The sequence below is a fragment of the Parabacteroides sp. PFB2-10 genome, from assembly GCF_029893085.1.
GTDB lineage: Bacteria > Bacteroidota > Bacteroidia > Bacteroidales > Tannerellaceae > QVMG01.
The window spans coordinates 1-15,869 of record NZ_JARXWI010000007.1 but is presented as its reverse complement, the minus strand read 5'-3'; the positions used below and the strand labels follow the sequence as shown (position 1 = coordinate 15,869).

Below are 15,869 nucleotides of genomic sequence, written 5' to 3'. Positions count from 1 at the left end.
CCGGAAGCGAGATTGTTTCCGGGCTTTTTTGTATGTATAAGGTAGCTTATTTATTCAATAAGAAACTATCTATTTGCTCGATAAATTTCTCTTTGGGCATCGCTCCCTGCGCCATCATGGGCTGTCCGCTTACGGGAACAAACAACAGAGAAGGTATGCTTTGAATACCAAAGAGAGCCGCCAGCTCTTTTTCGTTGTCTACATTTACTTTATAAATGATGATATCGTCTTTGTATGCTGCCGCCAGTTCAGTCAGGACAGGCGCGATCTTTTTGCAGGGAGCACACCAGTCGGCATAAAAATCGATGATACAAGGCTTGTCGCCTTCATATTTCCAGCTATCGGCATTCTTCTCAAAGTTAAATACCTTCGCGATAAAATCCGCCTTGTTTAAGACGATCACCTCCCCGGTGGCTTTTTCCGTCTGCTTATCACCCGTTTTGGCCGACAAAGTGCAGCTGACAGAAATCAGCAATACCACCACAAAAAATAAACTCTTTACATTTTTCATAAATTACTCATCGTATATAATTACCCTACAAAGGTAGAAATAAATAACTTACCCACAGCCCCCCGATTCCCTAAAAGAAAATAATAAAAAGAAAAAGAAAAAAATCTCCCCCAACCCGTAGGATGTTCCAAAAAAATATCTACATTTGCACCGCGTTTGCAACAAAACCCAAGCGCAAACATACTGAAACGACTGGAGAGATGGCAGAGTGGTCGATTGCGGCGGTCTTGAAAACCGTTGAACTGAGAGGTTCCGGGGGTTCGAATCCCTCTCTCTCCGCTGGGAAGCAAAGACTTCTAACAGACAAAAGGAGACAAGTCCTGTAAAATCAAGGTTTTACAGGACTTTTTCTTTTATAACTAAGTCACCTGAAAGACCCGAAAAGGACAAAAATAGACACCGTCGGGTTACTAAAAGGTTACTCAAAATCAGGTCGAAAAAATAGTAACCAATTTCCGCATAAGTCCTTGAACTGTCGCATATTGTCCGCGATTCAACAGCTTGTAATTTTATTATTCACCCTACCTTTGTCTCGATGAGATTTAGGTGCAAAAAAATAAAAATTATGAGTAGTTCATTTAAGATTCTTTTCTACATCAAGAAAAATCAAGTAAACAAGAATGGAAAATGCACCATTATGGTACGGCTTTCCATTAACGGAACAAGGACACAATTCAGTTCTAAACTGGAAATTGAGCCTGAATTATGGGACACAAATGCCGGAAGAGGAAAAGGAAAATCAACGACTATACTAAGACTAAATCATCTGTTGAATGATATCCGAACTTCCCTCACAACCACTTATTATGATGTCGAGAAAAAAGAGCATGTTACCGGAGAGAAGATCCGTAATATTTTTCTTGGCTACACTACCGAGCAACAAACCTTATTAACCGTTTTTGCCGAACACAATGTCGAAGTAAAAAAGATGGTCGGTATAGGTAAGACCAAAGCTACTTTGGAGAAATACGAAAGAACATACAACCGATTGAAAGATTATCTGGAAACTCGTCATCGGGTTTCTGATATTAGTCTCAGGGAAATCAATCATAGTTTCATTACAGGCTTTGAAACGTATCTTCGGGTTGATTGTAGATGCAACGAAAACACGACGGCGAAATTTATGCAGTTCTTTAAACGAATTGTAATTATAGCCCGAAACAATGGATGGATTGTTGGCGATCCGTTTGCAAACTATAAAATTCGGATAAAGAGAGTTGATCGCGGCTATCTGACAGAAGATGAACTTCACGAAATCATAAAGAAGAATATGACTTCCGAAAGACTTGAACATGTACGGGATATCTTCATTTTTAGCTGCTACACTGGACTTGCTTATATAGACGTAAAGAATCTCAAAGAAGAAAATATCCGTAAATCGTTTGATGGCTCTCTATGGATTATGACTAAACGCCAAAAGACAAGTACAACAGTTAATGTACCTCTCTTGAAAATTCCATCAATGATATTGAAAAAATATAAAGGTAAACTAAAGAACGGACAATTACTCCCTGTTTTGAGTAACCAAAAGACAAATTCTTATCTGAAGGAAATTGCCGATTTATGTGGTATTGAAAAGAATCTGACATTTCACCTTGCGCGCCATACGTTCGCCACGACCACAACTCTGGCCAAAGGCGTTCCTATTGAGACGGTTAGCAAAATGCTTGGTCATACAAATATTTCAACCACTCAGATTTATGCCCGAATAACAAACTCTAAAATTAGCGAGGACATGAAAGTCTTGGCTAAAAAAATGAAGGGTGCAGAGAAAATGTATGAAGAGATAAATACAGTAAATCAATAAATTCAAGTATCATGGAACTACAAGTTATTCAAAGCAAAATTTATCAGATTCGAGGCTTACGTGTAATCCTCGACAAAGATTTAGCAGAACTCTACGAAGTAACCACTTCTAATCTGAATAAGGCGGTAAAGCGAAACCTTGACAGGTTTCCTTCCGATTTTATGTTTCAACTGAATAATGAAGAATTTGACTTGATATTCCAAAATGGAACATCAAGTTGGGGTGGTACTCGAAAATTGCCCTATGCCTTTACCGAACATGGTATAGCGATGCTTGCCGGATTGCTCAACAGTAAAAAAGCGATCGATATGAATATTCAGATAGTAAGGGCATTTATCGCACTTCGTCAGTATGCTTTGGGTTATGCAGAACTCAATCAGAAGCTTGAAACGTTTATGATCGAAACCAATATGCAGTTCAGCGATATTTATCAGGCTCTTACGGAACTTGCTTCACAAAAGGAACAGGAAAACAAGCCCCGTAAGCGCATAGGCTTTAATATTCAATAAGATGAAAATTAATAAATTATGGAACGAGGATATATCAAAATCAAAGAAAATAGTGAAAGTCAGCTAATTGTTGAAGCGAAACTTGTAAATTGCACCCTATGGATGACAAAGCATGAGATAGCTGATTTATTCAACGTATTTGTAAGCTCGGTCGGTAACAACCTGCGGTCGATATTCAAATCGGGGTTGTTGCAAGAAGAAAGCGTAACTCGAATACACAAGTACGAGCATGAAGGTCGTCAATGCGAAATGAAGCTCTACAATCTGGAAGCATTGATTTTTGTTAGTTATCGTATAGCGTCTTACGAAGCACGGGCATTCAGGGAATGGGTAATGGCGGCTTTAACCGAATATACCCGGACAAACCCCAAAAGAGAAGCGGAAGTCTTGATTGTGTATAATCTATCGTCAAAACTTCCTCACATATCATTAAATTAGGTCAAACAAATATTATCATTCAGTTATGAAAAATGTAATCTATCTATTCATTGCGGTTTTTATGGTTGCCTGCGGTTCAAACTCGTCAAAGAGTAATTACGAAGAAACCATTACCGGCTATCTGCTAAAAGGTAGCGACACAAAAGAAAATCTCAACTTCAAGATTCTTGAAATAAACGAGCAGGGTACTGTTACGGTTGCCGACAGTATCGCTTATCTTACTGAAGAATTTAAAAAAGATAAGCAACCTGTAATCAGCCGTATTGAACTTGCCAAGAAAATGAGTGAAGATCTATTGGCTAAAACTAAAAAACAGAGTGATATAGATAAGTACAATGCGGATATTGCCGTTATGAATACCCGCATAGATTCACTCAAAAACCTTGTTCCGGATAACTTACAAGGATATGACAGCCAGAATGCCAATGATGTACTTGCCGTTATTGTCCGTTGTAAATATTCTCTTGTTCCTCCAGGCAGAACAGCCGTTGAAGAAACATTTGATTTCTATTTATCTCCTGACGGAAGTAAATGCTACGGTAAGAAAAAAGCTAAATAACATACATTGTTCAAATATAACGGAGCCTGTTTCTGAAACATGAAGCAGGCTTTTTTTTTATGTTTATAGCTTTCTCCATTTCCGAGAAAGTGCTGCGTTCTATAATGACAAACGCAAAGTATTCGACCCAGTTCCTTTTTACTACACTTCTCTCCGGTATAATTTCTTCCTCATTAGCGAGTATCAAACCGGGTACTTTTTGACCCCCATGTTCAGGATACAAAGGTATTTCGGCTAATCCTGTCGCCAAATTGTTGCTTGAAAAATCTTCCTCTTTCCCTACGGGCGAGCGTATTTATTCCCTCAAAATTTGTCTTCGGCGGATTCAGCCGACCTTTTCACGTATCCGAAACATAAGGTCAGTACACCGGCTCCGATACGGCATAAAAAAAAGTCAGAAATTATGAGAAGTATAGTAAAAAATAGGAAACAAGGTAGTAACCTTCCAATTAGCATAAAATTGGTTGTGAAAATCGTTCTCGTGGCTTTAGGTTGCTCCGTGTGGGGAACAGGGTTTATTTGGGCTTTAGTGGGCTTGTATCTCTTTCTTCCTGTTATTCGGGGTATCCTCTCCTTCTTCGTGGGTTTAGGTGCTATAATCCTGTTTATTCTCATTCTTTTCTCGCTTTTATAATCCCTTAAAATTTAGAGTTATGAGCAAAGTATTTTTATTAGGAGCAAACAAGGAAATTGACAGAGCCAAACAAGTCGTAGAGGTTAATCAAATAATCCAAATGGAGGGTTACAGTTACGACAGGTATGTAGTCTATGAAATCCGCAAAAACGATTGGGGCATTGCTTACAAGCTGATTAATCTGTGCACAAAAGAATTTCAGACGGCAGACATTATCAGACCATTGAATGAAAAATTTGGTATCGGTTATTACTATGATAGCGAGAACCCTGAATTTATGGACAGTTTCGAGGTTACAATGCTTCTTCAGCAAGCACAACAACAGAAAAAGGCAGAGGAAGCCGAAGCCGAGCAGGAAAAAATCAGAATAGAACAGGTTAAGGAAATCGGGCGCAAACGCTTTGCCGAAATATTTCCCGAAGATGCACAGGCGGTTATCGTAGCACGTTTAAGACAAAACGAAAGCGACAGCTATACCGACTACTACTCATACAGCACACAGCGGACGGTTATCATAGGTTTTTCAAAGCACAAAAGGGACTTATTTTCCGAAATGCGTAAACACGCATCCAATTTTGATGAAACTGCCTATTTAGCCGAGTTTAACGAAGATTATGAACACCGTGAAAAGTACAGCATGGGCGACGGTTATTATTTGGGAAAAAGCAAGTATAGCGGTTGGATAATTGAAAAAGAGCCTGTATATAACCGTGAACGCACGATAGAGGATTTTGCATACACCGCAGGGAACGAAGATAACATACATATCAGCAAGTCTGACACAACACCAAAGAATAGTAATCCCACAACAGAAACAAATAACGGTTGCACATTGGTAGAATATTCAGCCAAAGCGGTAGCGGTATTCGGAGAAACGAGAGCCATAAAAGACGAACTCAAAGCAATGGGCGGACGCTTTAACAGCCGATTGACATTCAACGGAAAGAGGTTAGCAGGTTGGATATTCTCAAAAGCACAAGAACAGCAATTAGCCGTCTATTTCGGATTGGATTAAGTAATAACATGGGGCAGAGCCTTTTCTGCCCCACACAAAAACAATAGTCATGGAATACAAAGAATTATCAGCATACGAAAAACTGAAAAAGATAAAGGATATTAATTTTTGCAGGGTGGAACGCCATAATGTAGCCGTATATCTGAACGCATTAAGACGTAACGACAGGGCTATAATTGAGGAATACGAGAGTTTTGGAGATACCCCACGTCAGCTATTAATGAATAAACGAGAGTATGAAAGACATTTGCTATTCGGCTTTACCAAAAAGGAGTTTAACGAATACGGTTGGTTGGAAAGACCTGATTTTTTGGAACGTGAAGAAATACAGTTTCCACATCGGGATGGTTGGGCGGTAAGCAACCATATTACACTGGGCAAAGGCTTGAACGGAAAATGGACATACGGAATGAGTTATTCTTACAGCACAGGCGGAGCAGGTTACGGCTTAGGCGTATGGGGCAAAATATTCGACAATCGGAAAGATTGCCTTACCGCAGCACTCAATGAAATGATGAAAGGGCTTGATAAAGATAGTTGCAGGACTGACCGCTACGCAATCAATGTATTAAAGCAAGTAAAAACCCTATTTGACGAGATTACAGGACGTAAACCTGTACAATTAGAATTATCATTCTTTTAATCAACAATAGACATGAAAACAACAGAAGTAAACGATAGTATTATAGGCAAGCGTTGTAAGAGTATTTTTACAGGCTTAATGGTAACAGGCGTTATCGAAGAAATCAAGATAACTGAGTACACAGCAGAAGTTAAAGTGCGTTTCGATAACCCACATAGATGGGGTAATCACACCTACAAAAGCGATTGGAGTTCCGCACGCCTACATGATGAGTTCGGCTCATTGCATCACCTTGAAATCATTGACGACAAATATCAAACTATCGTGGTCGAGTTCAATAAAGAGATAGCCGAGATTGACCGAATGTTCGCACAGAATTACAGCATTTGGGGAGTGGTAAACCTCAAAGAGTGGATAGACAACTACGAAAGTAGCCGTTTTACTCAATTTTCGAGAGATACGGCAATCATTACCTCCGAATACAATATGGAGAACGTAATAGAGTGGCTTGAAAAACAGGATTATATTAAAGATTATCAACACATAACTAAGTAGCAATGAAAACAAATTCAATCAACAAAAACGGTTGCTCAGTATGCGAGCAAGGCAAAGAGAATTACACTACTTTTATTGCAGGAGCATTCAGAGGTACGGAATATTACCAATACGACTACCGCCACACGGACGGAGAACTGTTCTCTACGGTCGCCAAATCATTGGAACAATGCCGAAAAGAACGGGACGAATGGCTATCAAAAAAGCAGGAGTAACACAAGGGCGGGCGATTTTTCGCCCGTTACTATTCTTATGAGATTTCCAAATATTTTTCTTGCTTTTATGTACGAACAAGAAAAATATTTGGTTTTTACTAGAATGTTACCCTTTAATCATGGTAAGCAACATCTTAAACTGCTTACTTGCATACAAAGCATGAGGAATACCCGCAGGCATAATTACAGATTGACCAGTAACCAGTATTAAAGGTTTGCCGTTTATGGTAATTTCAGCTTCTCCGTCTAAGATTTCCACCATAGCATTAAAGGGGGCGGTATGTTCACTTAATCCCTGCCCTTTATCGAACGAGAATAGGGTAATATTCCCTGCTTCGTTCTTCAATACTTGCTTACTGATTACTCCACCGTCGGAGTATTCAATCATTTCTGCCATATTCAGAATGGCTCCTTTTTCAAATAATTCATTCATGACTATGTTTTTTAACAACATCCTCCACAAGAACAACCCTCAGGTTTCTTTGTTCCGGTAACTGTTATAGAAACAATCGTACCCCCGTTAATTGTTTTGAAAGTACCCATTTCGTCTTTGCTAAGATACCTTTCAAGAATTTCATCGGGAATGATAATCGGTTTTTCTTTGCAGATAACGATTTCTGCAAATCCGGCTTCTTTTATCTTTTCAAGATATTGTGCTTTGGGAATTGCCCCGGACACACAACCTACATACATTTCTGCTGCCTGTTTTAATTTTTCCGGTATTTCTCCGTTGAGAACCACATCCGATATGCAAAAATGACCTCCTGCTTTTAACACACGGTATATTTCATGGAATATCCTGTCCTTAGAAGGTAGTAAGTTCAGTACACAGTTGCTAATAACCACATCCGCACGACCTGCACTTACAGGCATATCTTCAATATCTCCCTGCCGGAAGGTCACATTTAGTATTCCACGTTTCTTTGCATTGGCTTTAGCCTTTTCTATCATAGGCTCTGAAAAATCAATACCAATGACTTTTCCTTCATTGCCGACTTCCGCCTGTGCGATAAAACAATCATTTCCGGCTCCCGATCCGAGGTCGATAACGGTATTCCCTTTCTTTATCCCTGCGTATTGAGTAGGCAGCCCACAGCCAAGTCCGAGGTCAGCATCCTCGTTATATCCTTCAAGCGTTGAATAGTCATCGCTCATAATGTTGTAAACCTCTTTTTTAGGGGTACTTCCACAACAACAGCCTGTCTCTTTTCCCTGTAAAGCAATATCGCTGTATTTCTGCTTTACAATTTCTTTTAGTTTATCATTATTGTCATGCATAACTTATTGCTGTTTTATTCCCATTCGCCGGAACAGGTGCATTTGGGCATTTCTTTCTTTAATATCTGTGTTATGTAAAATTCGGAGAATTTATTTTTAATCTCAAATCTCGTTCGGAGAAACTGGTCTTTGATAAATTCTGGCGTACCTTCCGCTTTTGACGGATCACGAAATCCGAAATGCAGACGTTGTGTTACTTCGCCTGTAAATACAGGACAGGTTTCATTGGCTTCATCACAAACGGTTATTACATAATCCCATGCCTGATTGATATACTCGCCGACATCATGCGGAGTATGGTTACTAATATCCACTCCGGCTTCTGCCATCACTTCGACAGCCATCGGGTTTACTTCCTTTGCAGGTTCGGTTCCGGCAGAATAAACTTCAATCCCTTTGTCAAAGGATTGTAGGAAGCCGTGAGCCATTTGGCTGCGACAACTGTTTCCTGTACATAAAATCAATATTCTCATTGTATTGTATTCTTAAAAAAATGTTCCGTAAACAAGCCCGGATATAGTAGCCATGATAATAACTAATGCTACATATATAGCTGTTTTCTGCGTTCCCATCACGCCACGAATCACCAACATATTTGGCAGTGAAAGCGAAGGACCTGCCAACAGCAAAGCCAATGCCGGGCCTTTTCCCATGCCGGAAGAAAGCAATCCCTGAATGATCGGTACTTCTGTAAGCGTAGCAAAGTACATAAATGCACCTGTGAAGCTGGCAAAAAAGTTCGACAAGAGGGAGTTGCCACCTACCGCCCACTCAATCCATTCATTAGGTATTATACCCGCAATCGCCGTATCTTCATGCGTAGAACCCAGCAGAAAACCTGCTGTAACGACTCCAATAGCCAAGAGTGGCATTATCTGTTTGGCGAATCCCCAGGCAGATAGTGTCCATTCTTTGTTTTCAGCATCTCGTTTATCGAACAGCGTAACAAGAGACAGGGCAGCAATACCAACTATCATCGGGACGAGCGGAACCAGTTTCGGATTCGGCACGAATTGATACGCCAGAAACGCAGATAGTCCCGTAGCTAAAACACCAGCCAACACCCATTGCCACTTAATTTTTAATATAGCTATCAGAGAGTATGCAAGCAGAAGGGAAAGCACACCGGTTATATACCATTTATAAGTAAAGATATAGAACCATACGCTTGAAGTATCATCGGAAGCAGGTGCACCCCAATTAGCAAAAACAAGGATAAATACCAATGTAAAGAAATGAAGCATAGTCTTCGACATCGGGCGTTTTGCAGGCGGAGGAACGATATTCATTTGTTCCTCTTTTTTTATTTTTTCTTCCTTTCGGTAAATGAAAGACATAACCAAGCCGATAATAACCGAAAACGTAACTGCTCCTATCATACGGGCAACGCCCATTTCTACACCAAGAATACGCCATGTTAGAATAATGGACAGAATGCTGATTGCAGGCCCCGAATAGAGGAAGGCAATAGCAGGCCCTAATCCCGCTCCACGCTTGTAGATACTGGTAAACAACGGAAGAATAGTACAGGAACATACCGCCAGTATAGCACCTGAAACAGCAGCAACCGTATAGGACAACCATTTCTTCGCATTTGCTCCGAAATACTTCAACACCGCACCCTGACTGATAAAAACGGCTATCACGCCTGCGATAAAAAATGCAGGCAACAGACACATGACAACGTGTTCCTGCGCGTACCATTTCGACAAGTCGAGTGTAGCATCAATCGCCGTCATAAACCGTTCGCTTCCCAACGGCATAAAAAATACCGCTGCAAAGATAACGACCATCCAAAGTAGGATTTTCAGCTCTTTTTTAGTTTCCATACAGTTTTATTATACGCCCAATAATTTGCGGATTTCGCTTTCGGAAGGAACGTAACCTTTAATTTTCACTTCGCCGTCTACAACTATGCCGGGCAAACTCATCACGTTATACTTCATGATTTCCATAATATCTTCCTGTTTGGATAGTTTTATATCCAATCCGTTATCTTCAATAACTTTCTTCACTGTTTCATAGGTTGTTTTACATTTGGCACAACCTGTTCCTAATACGATGATTTCCATATTATTTATCTTTTAATTGTTTGTCTAAATACTTGTAATAATATAATAGATACCGACGATGATGAAAATAGCTGCAACTACCCATTTGAACCACTTCTGGAAGGCATTCATTTTGTTATAGAATTTACCTACATTACTAACGCTGTATGCCAGAAGCCAGGCAATGATTATGACAGGTAACCCTGTTGCGATAGCAAATACAGGAGGAAGCAGTAAGCCCGACGGACTGGCAATCGTCATCGGTATTAATCCACCGAAATATAAAACACCACTATAAGGACAGAAAGCAAGGGCAAAGAGTAGTCCAAGAAGAAACGCATCGAGATAGGTTTTCTTTCCTTTCTTGTTTTCTATCTTTGAGGTTAATTTATTCATTCCCGGAACCTTTATTTTGATAATGTCCAACATGAATATTCCGATAATGACTAATGCGATGCCAAGCCATATTCCACCTACGTTTTGTAGTAATTTGGCTACTTGAAACCGGCTTGCTCCGAAATAGAAAATCAGTCCGAGTGCCGTGTAGGTAAACATTCTGCCCAACGTATAGAACATACCATTGAACATTACCCTGCGTTTATCACCTATATCTTTACTTAAATAGGCTGTAGCAGTGATATTGGTAGCTAATGGACAAGGGCTGATAGCGGTCATTAAACCAAGCAGAAACGCTGTCAGTATTGGCCAGTTCGATCCGTCGGCAAGGTTTTGCAAATAATCCATCATAACCTTTTATCGACTTCGGTTTTGATTAAATTTGTTAGTTTTTCGGGACTGTTCAAAGCACTTGCAAAAGCTTCTTTGGTAATTTCGATATTATTATCGCCTTTAGCAATAATAAGGGCATTCCACGTTACTTCGTATTTTTCTACAAGGGAAGCATTTTGTTCTTCATCGGTCTTTACCTCAATAAATTTAACATGTGGATTGTCCGCATAAAGCTCTTTTATTGTCTTTTCTGTTACATCACCTACCGCAATACAGGTTTTGCAACGTTGTTTACCGTGGAAATAGTAAACGTTTACAGTAGAAGCATCCGCCACTTGCTCTTTTACTTCCGCACCATTTCCGGTAGTTTGTCCGTTGTTCTTTTGTGTGTTACCGCCACAAGCAACCAGTAATACGGCGAAAAGCCCGATTAAAATATTCTTCTTCATACAATTAATGATTTATTTGTTTTTACATGATATTTATTTAGTTCTTTGCTAACTTCAATATGCGTAATGCACCCCTTATTACAATGGCAAATACAATACTGCCTATTACCAAATCAGGTATGTTGCTGTCCAGCCACCACACTGTAACTCCTGCTAAAATTATCCCTGCATTTATTATTACATCATTGGAGGAGAATATCAGGCTTGCCTGTATATGAGCATCTTTACTTTTGGTTCTTTGCAGGATTAGCAGACAAGCTGTATTTGCAATAAGAGCAAGAATAGAAATTACAATCATTGTTTGAAAATGAGGTACTTCTTCAATTCCTATAAACCGTTTAATTACCTCGATAAAGCCTAAGACAGCTAATAGTATTTGAAAATAACCGCTTATCAACGCTACTTTCTTTTTTCGGGTTATGGCTGCACCTACGGCAAAAAGACTTAATGTATATACTAAAGCATCTGCAAGCATATCCAGGCTATCGGCTACTAATCCCATTGATTTGGAAATAACACCTGTTGTCATTTCTATAACGAAAAATGCGAAGTTGATTATCAGGACAGCCCATAATGCTTTTCTTTGTTTTTTATCCTCATTTTCTTGTTTGACATATTCGGTTTCTGTATTTTCCAATAAGGTAGAACCTAAGCTCAATTCTGCTATGGCAGATTCAATTACTTTGATGTCGTTTGCATGGATTATAGTCAGTATCCTGTTTGTTAAGTCGTACTCCTGATTAAGTATATTATCAATACTCTCTAATTTCAAGCGTATGAGGTTTTCCTCGCAAGGACAATCCATTTTATCTATTTTGAAAACAGCTTTATACATAATATTTATTTATAATATTTCTTCCGAAGCCAAAAAGCTAAGTTTACCAACAGGATTAATACCGGGACTTCGACCAATGGCCCGACTACTCCGGCAAAGGCTTGTCCGCTATGTAATCCGAATACGCCGATTGCCACTGCGATAGCCAGTTCAAAGTTGTTTCCGGTAGCAGTGAAGGCAATAGAAGCATTTTTATCATAAGAAGCACCCAGCCACTTGCCGGCAAAGAAACTAAGCAGGAACATCACCACAAAGTAGATAAGTAACGGTATAGCTATACGAACTACATCGAGTGGTATTTGTACAATCAGTTCACCTTTCAGGCTGAACATAAGGACGATTGTAAATAACAGTGCGATTAAGGTTATTGGGGATATTTTCGGGATAAACTTTTCCTTATACCACTGTTCGCCTTTCCATTTTACTAATAAAAGCCGGCTTAATATTCCCATTAAGAAAGGAATACCTAAGTAGATAGCAACCGTTTCGGCAATCGTACCAATGGAAATATCAACGATAGCCCCTTCAAACCCGAAGAGAGGAGGAAGTTTCGTAATAAACAACCAAGCATAGAAACTGTAAAAGAATACCTGAAAGATACTGTTCAAGGCTACTAAACCTGCACCATATTCTGTATTCCCTTCCGCCAAGTCATTCCAGACAAGAACCATCGCTATACACCGTGCCAAACCGATAAGAATCACACCTACCATATATTCCGGGTAATCATGTAAGAAGATGATGGCAAGTAAAAACATTAATACCGGTCCGATAATCCAATTTAGGATTAACGAGACGGATAATATTTTTACATCCTTGAAAACCTTCGGTAATTGTTTATAATCGACTTTTGCCAATGGCGGATACATCATTAGGATTAGTCCAATGGCAAGCGGAATATTTGTTGTCCCTTTAGACATTGAATCAATGGCTGAACTGGCAGAAGGGAAAAAATAACCTAAAGCTACTCCTATGCCCATTGCCAAAAAAATCCATAGTGTTAGATTCTTGTCCAAAAAGCTCATTTTCTTTTTACTCATTGCTTTTCAATTTAATTATTGAGATTAAGTAACCAATGACCGACATCTCGCCATTGATCGAACTTCCATCCGATTTCTTTCATGAGGGAAGCCTGTTTGAATCCGAATTTCTCATGTAATTTCACACTACCTTCATTCGGGATACAAATTCCGGCAATTAACACATGGGTATTTTCTTTGTCTAAGTTTTGGAATAAATGTTCGTACAGCGTAGAACCCAAGCCTTTCCCGATATAGTCTTTATCTAAATAGATGGTAACTTCTTTGGTAGAAGAGTAAGCACATCTGCCGTTCCATTTATGAATGTAATAATAGCCTGCTACTTTACCTTCAATTTCACCTACATAATAGGGAAAGCCGGAATCAATAATTTCATTGATTCTTCCTTTCATTTCGGTTTCCGGCACAGGGGTCGTTTCAAACGTTACAGCAGTATTTTCAATGTAGTAGTTGTAAATTTCACAAATCCTACGGGCATCTTCCAATGTTACTTTTCTAATTTTCATATACAATTATTCAATTCGCTTTTATACGCACAATTCGCAAAAGAGCGAACATTGTGGGTAAATTTTTTATTGTCTGTTACAAGTTTCCTCATTTTTAATATTAATGAAAAAAGAGGAAAATAACTTTTTTGCTTTTTCCCAATTTTCTTCATTGATGCAGTATTTAACTGTCGGAAGTGTAATTGTTCCTTGTATTAATTCCGCATCTTTTAGTTCATTCAGGTGTTGCGACAATGTGCTTTTGGCAATAGGCAGTATTTCCGACATATCGCCGTGATAACAACAGGATTGGTTGGCAAGCATCTGTAAGATAGCTATACGGATAGGATGCCCCAGCGCTTTAGCAATACGGGCAAGCTGTTCTTGTTCGGCTGTTAGTTCTTTCTTTGACATATCACTTATATTTATCGTTCGCAAATATACGAATAGTTTTTTAATTCGCAAAACCACGAACGGTATTTTTATTTTGATATTGGTTTATATGCTCGAATTTATAATGTAGATCGCTCTTTATTACCGCAAACATACGAGCTATTAGCTTTGCCCTTATAGCATTCAATACTGACATCTTATTTTTCCCCTCTGCTATTTTCCGCTCATAATATTTTCGTAATTCACTATTTTTATTCTGTATAGCTGATAAGGCTGCTAAATGGAGCAAGGTTTTAATACTCTTATTTGCTCTTTGAGAAACTCTGTTTTTAGAATGTTGACTACTTCCTGATGAATAACTAAAAGGAGCTACTCCTGCATGACAACAAAACTTTCTACTATCAGAAAATTTAGTAAATGCTTGTGTTTCCAAAATCATTTTTAGAGAAGTCTTTTTTCCAATTCCTTCAATGCTTAATAATAACTCCATTTGACGGGACAAAAGAGTATCTCCTTTTATAGTGGTTTCAATTTCATCTTCTATGTTTTTTATGGCTTTTTCTAATTCCTTTATCAAGAGAGCCAAGCGTTTTTGTTTCATTTTATAAATATCATTTGGCATATACTCTTTTTGATCTGATAATTGTGCTTGATACTTTGCTTTATCAACACATAACATATTTAATTCGGTAGATAACAGTTTGATTGCCTCAATACTTGCAGACGGTTTTTTATATATTTTAATTCTGTCAAAATAACGGAAAGCATATAAAGCAATTCGTTTAGCGTCTATCGAATCGTTTTTACCTCGTTGTAGTCCTGAACTATACTTTATCTGGGTAGGATCTTCCATCCATAGTTTATAGCTGTCTGTTTGGCAAGCAATAATTAGAGGATTGATATATAATCCTGTAAATTCTGCACACACGATTATTTGTTCCGCATCAATATCTTGCTCTTCACATACTATTGACAGATAGCTTTCAATGCTCTTTTGATGATTTGGTATAACATCTTGCTTTAATGCTACTCCATCATGCAAAAGACAACAATCCAAGTTTTTCTTACTGACATCAATTCCAATAAAATAATAATTCTTCATAAAGTTCATGATTTAAGAATTTTACATGGAAAGGCACTTGAATATATCCTAAAAACCTTAAATATCATTCAGATCAAATTCTTATATAGGTCTAATTCAAGACAGAATAACAAGTTCATAATAGTAACATAAGGCTTTCTTAACATCCATGATGATTTACTTGTTATCCTCCTTTCTTATTGCCTTAAAGATAGATTATTTGACTGCTTGAACAGTTAAAAGGATTTAAAATGAGTTCCAAATAGTAACATAGACCTTTAATTTTCTCTTTTTCCATATGGTTCACTCATTATAGTTTACAATTTAATGCTGATGCAAACCTAAGGTTTTTCCATGACTTTTAAAAAATGACGGGGAGAAAAAGTAACAAAAAGCCGATAACGACACTACTACCGTATTAAATGGGACTATCCACAATTTTGTGTAAATGAAAATCTACAGGGTTCAGGTTATACTTGAATCCTGTTTTCAAATATAGTCAAAAACTGGTTGAAAATCATCCCCCAGTTCCATATCGGTTGGCTCCATTTCTTCTCAATTTCGGCAATAGCCAGATAAACAGACTTTTTGAGCGCATCATCATTTGTGGAAAATCCTCTCCTCGTTGACCCCTGTTCGCCAATCGAAACTGATCCCCTCCGCCAATTGAAATTGCCCCCGTTTGCCAATTGAAATTGATCC

Annotated in this window: 21 protein-coding genes, 1 tRNA gene and 1 pseudogene; 9 read left to right on the top strand and 14 right to left on the bottom strand. The window is 38.6% G+C overall.

Annotated elements, in window-relative coordinates; genetic code table 11:
- Positions 1–46: 46 nt before the first annotated feature.
- Positions 47–511 (bottom strand): thioredoxin, encoded by a 465-nt coding sequence (gene trxA, locus M2137_RS07770; protein ID WP_280765879.1) that lies wholly within the window; start codon positions 509–511, stop codon positions 47–49.
- Positions 512–705: 194 nt separating this feature from the next.
- On the opposite strand from trxA, the gene M2137_RS07765 reads away from it, so the two are divergent.
- The 9 genes from M2137_RS07765 (at position 706) to M2137_RS07725 (ending at position 6,826) form a co-directional block, all read left to right on the top strand.
- Positions 706–790 (top strand) — tRNA-Ser (locus M2137_RS07765).
- Between the two features lie 286 nt (positions 791–1,076).
- The gene (locus tag M2137_RS07760; protein WP_280765878.1) at positions 1,077–2,318 is read left to right on the top strand and encodes a site-specific integrase; all 1,242 of its coding nucleotides are present in this window, start codon (positions 1,077–1,079) and stop codon (positions 2,316–2,318) included.
- An 11-nt stretch (positions 2,319–2,329) separates the two neighbouring features.
- The gene (locus M2137_RS07755) at positions 2,330–2,827 is read left to right on the top strand and encodes an ORF6N domain-containing protein (RefSeq protein WP_280765877.1); all 498 of its coding nucleotides are present in this window, start codon (positions 2,330–2,332) and stop codon (positions 2,825–2,827) included.
- Between the two features lie 18 nt (positions 2,828–2,845).
- Positions 2,846–3,265, top strand: a complete 420-nt coding sequence (locus M2137_RS07750; protein WP_280765876.1) for a hypothetical protein — start codon at positions 2,846–2,848, stop codon at positions 3,263–3,265.
- A 25-nt stretch (positions 3,266–3,290) separates the two neighbouring features.
- On the top strand, positions 3,291–3,824 hold the full coding sequence (locus tag M2137_RS07745; RefSeq protein ID WP_280765875.1) for a hypothetical protein: 534 nt from the start codon (positions 3,291–3,293) through the stop codon (positions 3,822–3,824).
- Positions 3,825–4,477: 653 nt separating this feature from the next.
- Positions 4,478–5,473: a fusion protein gene (locus M2137_RS07740; protein ID WP_280765874.1), complete on the top strand. Its 996-nt coding sequence runs from the start codon at positions 4,478–4,480 to the stop codon at positions 5,471–5,473.
- A 49-nt stretch (positions 5,474–5,522) separates the two neighbouring features.
- Positions 5,523–6,116, top strand: coding sequence for a hypothetical protein (locus M2137_RS07735; protein WP_280765873.1), 594 nt, complete (start codon positions 5,523–5,525; stop codon positions 6,114–6,116).
- Positions 6,117–6,128: 12 nt separating this feature from the next.
- On the top strand, positions 6,129–6,611 hold the full coding sequence (locus M2137_RS07730; RefSeq protein WP_280765872.1) for a hypothetical protein: 483 nt from the start codon (positions 6,129–6,131) through the stop codon (positions 6,609–6,611).
- 2 nt (positions 6,612–6,613) lie between these two features.
- Positions 6,614–6,826, top strand: coding sequence for a DUF3873 family protein (locus M2137_RS07725; RefSeq protein ID WP_277465029.1), 213 nt, complete (start codon positions 6,614–6,616; stop codon positions 6,824–6,826).
- A gap of 106 nt (positions 6,827–6,932) precedes the next feature.
- Here M2137_RS07725 and M2137_RS07720 read toward each other — a convergent pair whose 3' ends face one another.
- The 13 genes and pseudogenes from M2137_RS07720 to M2137_RS07660 all read right to left on the bottom strand — a co-directional run.
- Positions 6,933–7,259, bottom strand: a complete 327-nt coding sequence (locus M2137_RS07720; RefSeq protein WP_122348065.1) for a cupin domain-containing protein — start codon at positions 7,257–7,259, stop codon at positions 6,933–6,935.
- An 11-nt stretch (positions 7,260–7,270) separates the two neighbouring features.
- Positions 7,271–8,104 (bottom strand): arsenite methyltransferase, encoded by an 834-nt coding sequence (gene arsM, locus M2137_RS07715; RefSeq protein WP_122348010.1) that lies wholly within the window; start codon positions 8,102–8,104, stop codon positions 7,271–7,273.
- Positions 8,105–8,118: 14 nt separating this feature from the next.
- The gene (locus M2137_RS07710; protein WP_122348011.1) at positions 8,119–8,577 is read right to left on the bottom strand and encodes an arsenate reductase ArsC; all 459 of its coding nucleotides are present in this window, start codon (positions 8,575–8,577) and stop codon (positions 8,119–8,121) included.
- A 12-nt stretch (positions 8,578–8,589) separates the two neighbouring features.
- A complete protein-coding gene (locus M2137_RS07705; RefSeq protein WP_122348012.1) occupies positions 8,590–9,933 on the bottom strand; it encodes a permease in 1,344 nt (447 codons plus the stop codon).
- A 9-nt stretch (positions 9,934–9,942) separates the two neighbouring features.
- Entirely contained in the window at positions 9,943–10,176 is a 234-nt protein-coding gene (locus M2137_RS07700; protein ID WP_122348013.1) for a thioredoxin family protein, read from the bottom strand.
- A 24-nt stretch (positions 10,177–10,200) separates the two neighbouring features.
- On the bottom strand, positions 10,201–10,899 hold the full coding sequence (locus M2137_RS07695; RefSeq protein WP_122348014.1) for an aromatic aminobenezylarsenical efflux permease ArsG family transporter: 699 nt from the start codon (positions 10,897–10,899) through the stop codon (positions 10,201–10,203).
- Entirely contained in the window at positions 10,899–11,333 is a 435-nt protein-coding gene (locus M2137_RS07690) for a nitrophenyl compound nitroreductase subunit ArsF family protein (protein WP_122348015.1), read from the bottom strand. The genes M2137_RS07695 and M2137_RS07690 overlap by 1 nt, the downstream gene beginning before the upstream one ends.
- Before the next feature lie 37 nt (positions 11,334–11,370).
- Positions 11,371–12,168, bottom strand: a complete 798-nt coding sequence (locus M2137_RS07685; protein ID WP_122348016.1) for a cation diffusion facilitator family transporter — start codon at positions 12,166–12,168, stop codon at positions 11,371–11,373.
- Between the two features lie 5 nt (positions 12,169–12,173).
- Entirely contained in the window at positions 12,174–13,208 is a 1,035-nt protein-coding gene (arsB, locus tag M2137_RS07680) for an ACR3 family arsenite efflux transporter (protein WP_122348017.1), read from the bottom strand.
- An 11-nt stretch (positions 13,209–13,219) separates the two neighbouring features.
- Entirely contained in the window at positions 13,220–13,714 is a 495-nt protein-coding gene (locus tag M2137_RS07675; protein ID WP_122348018.1) for a GNAT family N-acetyltransferase, read from the bottom strand.
- Between the two features lie 66 nt (positions 13,715–13,780).
- Positions 13,781–14,107: a metalloregulator ArsR/SmtB family transcription factor gene (locus M2137_RS07670; RefSeq protein ID WP_122348019.1), complete on the bottom strand. Its 327-nt coding sequence runs from the start codon at positions 14,105–14,107 to the stop codon at positions 13,781–13,783.
- A gap of 40 nt (positions 14,108–14,147) precedes the next feature.
- Positions 14,148–15,188, bottom strand: coding sequence for an IS110 family transposase (locus M2137_RS07665; RefSeq protein WP_122348066.1), 1,041 nt, complete (start codon positions 15,186–15,188; stop codon positions 14,148–14,150).
- 449 nt (positions 15,189–15,637) lie between these two features.
- Positions 15,638–15,869, bottom strand: a pseudogene (locus tag M2137_RS07660) (hypothetical protein); the annotation flags it as partial.

Excerpts from the sequence above, each read along its gene's own strand:
- arsB (WP_122348017.1), bottom strand. The coding sequence starts at position 13,208 with ATGAGTAAAAAGAAAATGAGCTTTTTGGACAAGAATCTAACACTATGG.
- arsM (WP_122348010.1), bottom strand. The coding sequence starts at position 8,104 with ATGCATGACAATAATGATAAACTAAAAGAAATTGTAAAGCAGAAATAC.
- M2137_RS07735 (WP_280765873.1), top strand. The coding sequence starts at position 5,523 with ATGGAATACAAAGAATTATCAGCATACGAAAAACTGAAAAAGATAAAG.
- M2137_RS07760 (WP_280765878.1), top strand. The coding sequence starts at position 1,077 with ATGAGTAGTTCATTTAAGATTCTTTTCTACATCAAGAAAAATCAAGTA.
- M2137_RS07705 (WP_122348012.1), bottom strand. The coding sequence starts at position 9,933 with ATGGAAACTAAAAAAGAGCTGAAAATCCTACTTTGGATGGTCGTTATC.
- M2137_RS07745 (WP_280765875.1), top strand. The coding sequence starts at position 3,291 with ATGAAAAATGTAATCTATCTATTCATTGCGGTTTTTATGGTTGCCTGC.
- M2137_RS07700 (WP_122348013.1), bottom strand. The coding sequence starts at position 10,176 with ATGGAAATCATCGTATTAGGAACAGGTTGTGCCAAATGTAAAACAACC.
- M2137_RS07710 (WP_122348011.1), bottom strand. The coding sequence starts at position 8,577 with ATGAGAATATTGATTTTATGTACAGGAAACAGTTGTCGCAGCCAAATG.
- M2137_RS07685 (WP_122348016.1), bottom strand. The coding sequence starts at position 12,168 with ATGTATAAAGCTGTTTTCAAAATAGATAAAATGGATTGTCCTTGCGAG.
- M2137_RS07690 (WP_122348015.1), bottom strand. The coding sequence starts at position 11,333 with ATGAAGAAGAATATTTTAATCGGGCTTTTCGCCGTATTACTGGTTGCT.
- trxA (WP_280765879.1), bottom strand. The coding sequence starts at position 511 with ATGAAAAATGTAAAGAGTTTATTTTTTGTGGTGGTATTGCTGATTTCT.
- M2137_RS07755 (WP_280765877.1), top strand. The coding sequence starts at position 2,330 with ATGGAACTACAAGTTATTCAAAGCAAAATTTATCAGATTCGAGGCTTA.
- M2137_RS07665 (WP_122348066.1), bottom strand. The coding sequence starts at position 15,188 with ATGAAGAATTATTATTTTATTGGAATTGATGTCAGTAAGAAAAACTTG.
- M2137_RS07675 (WP_122348018.1), bottom strand. The coding sequence starts at position 13,714 with ATGAAAATTAGAAAAGTAACATTGGAAGATGCCCGTAGGATTTGTGAA.
- M2137_RS07720 (WP_122348065.1), bottom strand. The coding sequence starts at position 7,259 with ATGAATGAATTATTTGAAAAAGGAGCCATTCTGAATATGGCAGAAATG.
- M2137_RS07725 (WP_277465029.1), top strand. The coding sequence starts at position 6,614 with ATGAAAACAAATTCAATCAACAAAAACGGTTGCTCAGTATGCGAGCAA.
- M2137_RS07670 (WP_122348019.1), bottom strand. The coding sequence starts at position 14,107 with ATGTCAAAGAAAGAACTAACAGCCGAACAAGAACAGCTTGCCCGTATT.
- M2137_RS07740 (WP_280765874.1), top strand. The coding sequence starts at position 4,478 with ATGAGCAAAGTATTTTTATTAGGAGCAAACAAGGAAATTGACAGAGCC.
- M2137_RS07750 (WP_280765876.1), top strand. The coding sequence starts at position 2,846 with ATGGAACGAGGATATATCAAAATCAAAGAAAATAGTGAAAGTCAGCTA.
- M2137_RS07695 (WP_122348014.1), bottom strand. The coding sequence starts at position 10,899 with ATGGATTATTTGCAAAACCTTGCCGACGGATCGAACTGGCCAATACTG.
- M2137_RS07730 (WP_280765872.1), top strand. The coding sequence starts at position 6,129 with ATGAAAACAACAGAAGTAAACGATAGTATTATAGGCAAGCGTTGTAAG.